We start from the raw sequence: 5,519 nt of genomic DNA, 5'->3' as shown, positions 1-5,519 counted from the left end.
GTTTATTCAGAGTACTCAATGCGCAAAATATCTTTTACAAATATATGATGTGGATTTTCATCTTTATCAAGCATTGTACATACAGGAGCCTCTTCATCAAAGTATACAATCAGTCCTTCTACGTACTGATATGTATGTTGAACTTGTACAGTTACTTTAATTTCTATTGCTTCTTCATATGCTCTTTTTATTTTCTGAAGCATTTTTGCTGAACATTTTCGTTTCTCTGGATACATAACCATTCCCATAAATCGATTGCCGGCTCTATCTTTCCACATATAATCCCAATGTGGTAAAATGCCTTGTTTAAAATCGCCCATAATTCCCCTCTCCTTTATCTTTTATTTATCCCGCATGAAACGTCCGTTTGGTGAAGGCTACTAATCAGTGAGAGATGCCCTGCTGATCAAAATTCTCCTTTATGAACGTGGCGTTTCTGAATATGTATAAATCACTTGCCCGCCTCGCTGTGCGTTACCAATGAAATGCTTAAAGTCTTCTCTATTTACAACAACTTCTCTGAACGTATAAAATACATCTTTCGTAACAACATACTCCTTTATTTCACCATTTTTTAGCTGATCTAAAATTGTATTTGCTAATTCTTTATCCATGTATTTCACCTCTCTGCAATATTTTATTTTATCTTATATTCTATAGGTCAACAACTGTAAATTTATCCCGCTATTTGCAGGTAGTCCGATTGGTGTTGACTACTAATCAGTCGTAGAATGAACAAAAAATCTTACTGATTAACGTTTCACTTTATCTCGTTGTTATGCCATGATTTTATTTTCGTTATTTCGCAAACAATATTGTTTTACTATATGTCCACTAAATATCATATACTAACATAGCTACTTCTCTATATCAAACATTTCGGCATTCAATTATGCAAAGTTCCATACCACTATGCTACAATATACAAATAGAACTAGGAGGGATACTATGATTCGGAAAGCAAAAAAGACAGATGCAATGGCAATAGCTCCTTTATTGTATAATGCTCTGCATGAAATTGCTGAAAAAATCACAGGTAGCACAGTTGAAGCAGAAGTATTACTAGGACTTGAGACATGGTTCTCAAAAGAAAATAACCGTCTGAGCTACGAAAACTGTTTTGTCTATGAACAAGACGAGAGTGCAGTTGGAATTATTGTCGCTTATCACGGTAGTGAAGCAACACAGCTTGACGCACCAATTGTACATCACTTAAGAGCATTACATAAAGATGAATCAATTACGTTAGAAAAAGAAGCTGAGCTTGATGAGTATTACATTGATACATTATCAGTTTCAAGTGCACACGGCGGAAAAGGTATAGGTTCTAAATTAATTGAAGCTGCCGAAATCTATGCAACTGAAAAAGGGCATAAAAAAATCGCTTTACTTGTTAATTTAGAAAACAAACGCGCCTATTCACTATACGAAAAGTTAGGTTATAAAAAAGATGAAATTGTTATGCTAGTAGGGGAACCTTATGCTCATCTCGTAAAACCATTAAACGTCAAAATTTCTATATCTTAAAAAGAAAGCACACGATTTATATAAATCGTGTGCTTTTATGTTAAATTTGTATTTAATATATTTCCATCCATCGCCTCGTGAAACGTATATGTTGTACATCCCCATGGCTCTCTGTGCAAAATAGGAGAACCAGACCATCCCATCGCTCTCAGTTCGGCACCAATCATTACATTCACATAATTATGACCTACAAGAGCTATACTTCCATGTACGAGAGCATAACGATGTAACAGGTAAGCCGCTTGCCTTACCCTCTCTCTTACTTCCTTATAAGACTCAACATCTTTATGGTAGCCAAGTATCCATAATGTTCGTCCAATGAACATCCATACCTTAATTGTGCATTTCAACCACTTCGGAGCAAAAAAGCATGAAGGAACTTCAGCTTCTCTAAAAAGAGAATTTTGCATAAAAGATAAAGAATCCGTCAATTCAGCTGCTGATTGTACAGCACGCCTTTGATCACTTGTTAAGACAAATTTCGCTGCTTCAATTGCCTCTATTGTTTCTATCGGCATTTTAGCTTTTTGTATCATTGACTCGGAATCATACTGTTTCATCCATTCGTGAAATGAATTAATTGTCATCGGTTCTCTTATACGACTTAAACAACCATGACGAATAAAAGAAATCTTCATTCTTTTCACTCTCCATTCATCACTTATGAACTCTATTATGCACTAGTTCTAAACATCATACCACGCAAGAAAATAAAGTTATATACCTTTACATCTCCCCACCACTATCATGTGTTATCGAAGCATGGATACCATCCATCCCATCAAAATATGTACTCGTATCATATTGACGAATCTTTTTTAAATGCATATAAGAAAATAAAAATAAAATTAAAGCTATAACACTCCCCACAAATTCAAACATCATTTTACCGCCTCTAATTTCTCCCACTTCAGCAGGTTATTCTACTTTTTCATTATACCTCGATATAAAGATTCTCGCATTTTTGCTATTTTTTCTAAAAAACATGGATTTTCTACATATTTTCTTACAAAAAGTGAATATTTTTCGAATTTTTACTTTGGAAACATTTACAAAGTAGGAAATATGGTTCAAAATAGGAGGAAATAAAAAAACCCAAATTTATTCTTTTTTTGGGAAAACTGTAACAAGGAGAGTTGCTTATGCAGATCGCAGAAACTGGAGATATCATCGAATTTAAAGGTGGAATGCAAGGCCGTGTTCAAAAAGTAAATCAAAACTCTGTTATTGTTGATATAACAATTATGAAGAATTTTAGAGAACTAGATATGGAACCTCTTACAGTTGTAAGTCATAAAAACTATACTGTCATTAATCAAAATGCATAATATAATAGAAAGAAAGGGCCTGTATACTATACAGGCCCTTTCTTTCTATTAACGATTATCAATTGTTTCCGGATATAGATCGTGGTTCATCATGCGGTAGTCAGCCATTTGTTCATACTTCGTACCTGGGCGCCCGTAGTTGCAGTATGGATCAATTGAAATGCCACCACGTGGTGTGAATTTCCCCCATACCTCAATATAACGCGGATCCATTAATTTAATTAAATCGTTCATAATAACGTTCATGCAATCTTCGTGGAAATCACCATGATTGCGGAAACTAAATAAATACAACTTTAAAGATTTACTCTCTACCATTTTTTGCTCTGGAATATAGCTAATATAAATTGTTGCAAAATCTGGTTGTCCTGTTTTCGGGCATAAACTTGTAAATTCAGGACAATTGAATTTTACAAAATAATCACGGTTTGGATGATTATTATCAAACACCTCTAATATTTCTGGGCTATATTCAAATAAATATTTTGTATTTTGATTCCCTAGTAATGTTACATCTTTTAAATCTTCATCTAATCTTCCTGTCATTTTAAACATCCCTTCTCGTTATACGCCGCGCTTATTTCCCCATACTAACGCATGAAGCTGAGGCAATACTTTTGCATCATTCATCTCTTTACAATTTACAGCTTTATCAATCAGCCATTCATACTTATCTAATAAATTTTTTATAAGCATCGCATCATCCACTGTTTTTGTATCATCGTTTCCTACTTGTAAGAAAAATGGTACCTTTGGATAACGTTCGTGCATCTTAACTGCATATTCAAAATCATGATCATCGAATACTACTACTTTTAAACTAATATCTTTTCCTGCTAGTTTCTGAATAATAGCATCTAACTTATGAAAATCTGTTTTCATCGTTGAACTTGGTGGTTTTGGAGAAATTGTTACCTCATCAATTTGAAGTAACCAATCTTGCCATTTACTCCCTTGCGTTTCAATTGCCGTTCGCATTCCATTTTCTTTTAATATAGAAAGAAGAAACTCAATATTTTTCAGTAATGCCGGATTTCCACCTGAAATCGTAACATGAGAAAAATTTTCTCCTCCAATTGCGACAAGCTCATCCCAAATATCTTCTGGTGTCATCTGTCTAATTTGATCTTTAGCTGATCCATCCCACGTAAAAGCAGAATCACACCAAGCACAGCTATAATCACAACCAGCTGTACGAATAAACATTGTTTTTTGCCCTACAACCATTCCTTCACCTTGAATAGTCGGACCGAATATTTCTAAGACAGGGATTTTACTCATCAAGCATCCACTCCCGTCTTACTTCCGCATAACTAGTCGGCGTCTCAAATAGACGAACAAATTCAACGCGAGCTCCTTTATATTCGTTCACTCGATTCTCTTTTGTTAGTGCTTCTGCCATCTTTTCATAAATCCAAACGACCATATTTTCAGCAGTCGTATTCATTGCAGGTAACGTTTCGTTTAAATAACGATGATCTAGATAAATTTCGATTTCATTTTTCCAAATTTCTTTTATATCTCCAAAGTCAATTGCAAGACCTATTTCATTTACATATCCACTAATTCCAAATACAACTTTATATGTGTGACCGTGTAAGTTTTTACATTTCCCTTCATAACAGTGTAAATGGTGTGCTGCATCAAATGTAAATTCCTTGCTGACCATTACTCTTTTATTATGGTATTTGAGTTGTTTACGCTGAATATCCTTGTCCATTTTTTGCAAATTCTCTACGATGCGAAATCCAAAAAAGTTATCCATTAGTTATTCGCTCCTTCGCGTTCTTGTAGGTACGTATCTAATCCTGCTTTACGAAGTTGACATGCTGGACATTCACCGCAACCATCACCAATGATTCCGTTATAACATGTTAATGTTTTTTCTCGAACAAACTCAAATGCTCCAAGTTCATCTGATAATTTCCATGTTTCAGCCTTATCAATCCACATAAGTGGCGTGTGAATGACAAACGGGTAATCCATAGATAAATTTAAAGTAACATTTAACGATTTCACAAACACGTCACGGCAGTCTGGATAACCACTGAAATCAGTTTCACATACACCCGTTACAATATGACGTGCTCCAACTTGTTTTGCTAATACAGCAGCAAATGATAAGAAGAGTAAATTTCGTCCATCTACAAATGTCGATGGCAATTCACCTTCTTCATGTGTAATCTCCATATCCGTTCTGGTTAACGCATTTGGAGCAAGTTGATTTAATAGACTCATATCTAGTACCGTATGCTTTATTCCTAGTTCTTTTGCAATTTCCGCTGCACAATCAATTTCTAGCTTATGACGTTGATTGTAATTAAACGTTACAGCTTCTACCTCTGCAAACTGCTCTATTGCCCAAAATAAACATGTCGTACTATCTTGTCCTCCACTAAAAACAACAACTGCTTTTTCTTTTTTCATTTCACTCATTCTCCTTCTCTACTATAAATAAGAAGAAAGAACGTTCTTGAACTGTCACAATAAAAAAACAAAACAATACCTAAGGATATTGTTGTTTCCATAGTTTTTTATAGAGGGAGTTCGCGAACCTCTCCCGCGCGATGCACGGAATTTCTTCTTTCATTGACACAGCTTATTGTAACATATTGTATACTAGCGTAAAAATTTCTGATTTTTCCGCTATTTATTATTTCATTT

Annotated in this window: 10 protein-coding genes and 1 riboswitch; of the genes, 2 read left to right on the top strand and 8 right to left on the bottom strand. The window is 34.6% G+C overall.

Annotated elements, in window-relative coordinates; translation table 11 throughout:
- Positions 1–2: 2 nt before the first annotated feature.
- Both ACQGSG_RS26030 and ACQGSG_RS26025 read right to left on the bottom strand, forming a co-directional pair.
- Positions 3–320 (bottom strand): hypothetical protein, encoded by a 318-nt coding sequence (locus ACQGSG_RS26030; protein ID WP_000502197.1) that lies wholly within the window; start codon positions 318–320, stop codon positions 3–5.
- Positions 321–419: 99 nt separating this feature from the next.
- A complete protein-coding gene (locus ACQGSG_RS26025) occupies positions 420–614 on the bottom strand; it encodes a hypothetical protein (RefSeq protein ID WP_000356684.1) in 195 nt (64 codons plus the stop codon).
- A 334-nt stretch (positions 615–948) separates the two neighbouring features.
- Between ACQGSG_RS26025 and ACQGSG_RS26020 the strand changes: the two genes are divergently transcribed.
- Positions 949–1,527 (top strand): GNAT family N-acetyltransferase, encoded by a 579-nt coding sequence (locus tag ACQGSG_RS26020; protein ID WP_000619548.1) that lies wholly within the window; start codon positions 949–951, stop codon positions 1,525–1,527.
- A 35-nt stretch (positions 1,528–1,562) separates the two neighbouring features.
- On the opposite strand, the gene ACQGSG_RS26015 is transcribed toward ACQGSG_RS26020, so the two are convergent.
- Both ACQGSG_RS26015 and ACQGSG_RS26010 read right to left on the bottom strand, forming a co-directional pair.
- Positions 1,563–2,165: a phosphoglycerate mutase gene (locus ACQGSG_RS26015; RefSeq protein ID WP_000703098.1), complete on the bottom strand. Its 603-nt coding sequence runs from the start codon at positions 2,163–2,165 to the stop codon at positions 1,563–1,565.
- Between the two features lie 88 nt (positions 2,166–2,253).
- Entirely contained in the window at positions 2,254–2,409 is a 156-nt protein-coding gene (locus ACQGSG_RS26010) for a hypothetical protein (RefSeq protein ID WP_000461432.1), read from the bottom strand.
- A gap of 260 nt (positions 2,410–2,669) precedes the next feature.
- On the opposite strand from ACQGSG_RS26010, the gene ACQGSG_RS26005 reads away from it, so the two are divergent.
- Positions 2,670–2,855 carry a YkvS family protein gene (locus ACQGSG_RS26005; RefSeq protein ID WP_001165082.1) on the top strand — a complete coding sequence of 62 codons (186 nt, stop codon included), beginning with the start codon at positions 2,670–2,672 and terminating at the stop codon, positions 2,853–2,855.
- Between the two features lie 48 nt (positions 2,856–2,903).
- Here the strand turns inward: ACQGSG_RS26005 and queF are convergent, their stop codons facing one another.
- From queF to queC, 4 genes are read right to left on the bottom strand one after another with little or no spacing between them, the layout of a single operon-like run.
- The gene (gene queF, locus ACQGSG_RS26000; protein WP_001986050.1) at positions 2,904–3,401 is read right to left on the bottom strand and encodes a preQ(1) synthase; all 498 of its coding nucleotides are present in this window, start codon (positions 3,399–3,401) and stop codon (positions 2,904–2,906) included.
- Between the two features lie 18 nt (positions 3,402–3,419).
- Positions 3,420–4,136, bottom strand: coding sequence for a 7-carboxy-7-deazaguanine synthase QueE (gene queE / locus ACQGSG_RS25995; protein WP_000036298.1), 717 nt, complete (start codon positions 4,134–4,136; stop codon positions 3,420–3,422).
- Complete coding sequence (queD, locus tag ACQGSG_RS25990; RefSeq protein ID WP_000368414.1) at positions 4,129–4,620, bottom strand: 6-carboxytetrahydropterin synthase QueD; 492 nt, start codon at positions 4,618–4,620, stop codon at positions 4,129–4,131. Before queD ends, queE begins: the two co-directional genes overlap by 8 nt.
- On the bottom strand, positions 4,620–5,282 hold the full coding sequence (gene queC / locus ACQGSG_RS25985) for a 7-cyano-7-deazaguanine synthase QueC (RefSeq protein WP_000711595.1): 663 nt from the start codon (positions 5,280–5,282) through the stop codon (positions 4,620–4,622). The genes queD and queC overlap by 1 nt, the downstream gene beginning before the upstream one ends.
- Before the next feature lie 93 nt (positions 5,283–5,375).
- A riboswitch (PreQ1 riboswitch) is annotated at positions 5,376–5,419 on the bottom strand.
- Between the last annotated feature and the right edge of the window lie 100 nt (positions 5,420–5,519).

Origin of the sequence: Bacillus sp. GMa5/1, from assembly GCF_050172015.1 — a bacterium.
Taxonomy (GTDB): domain Bacteria; phylum Bacillota; class Bacilli; order Bacillales; family Bacillaceae_G; genus Bacillus_A; species Bacillus_A cereus.
Note: the sequence above shows the minus strand (reverse complement) of the source record. Positions and strands in the feature narration are given on the sequence as shown.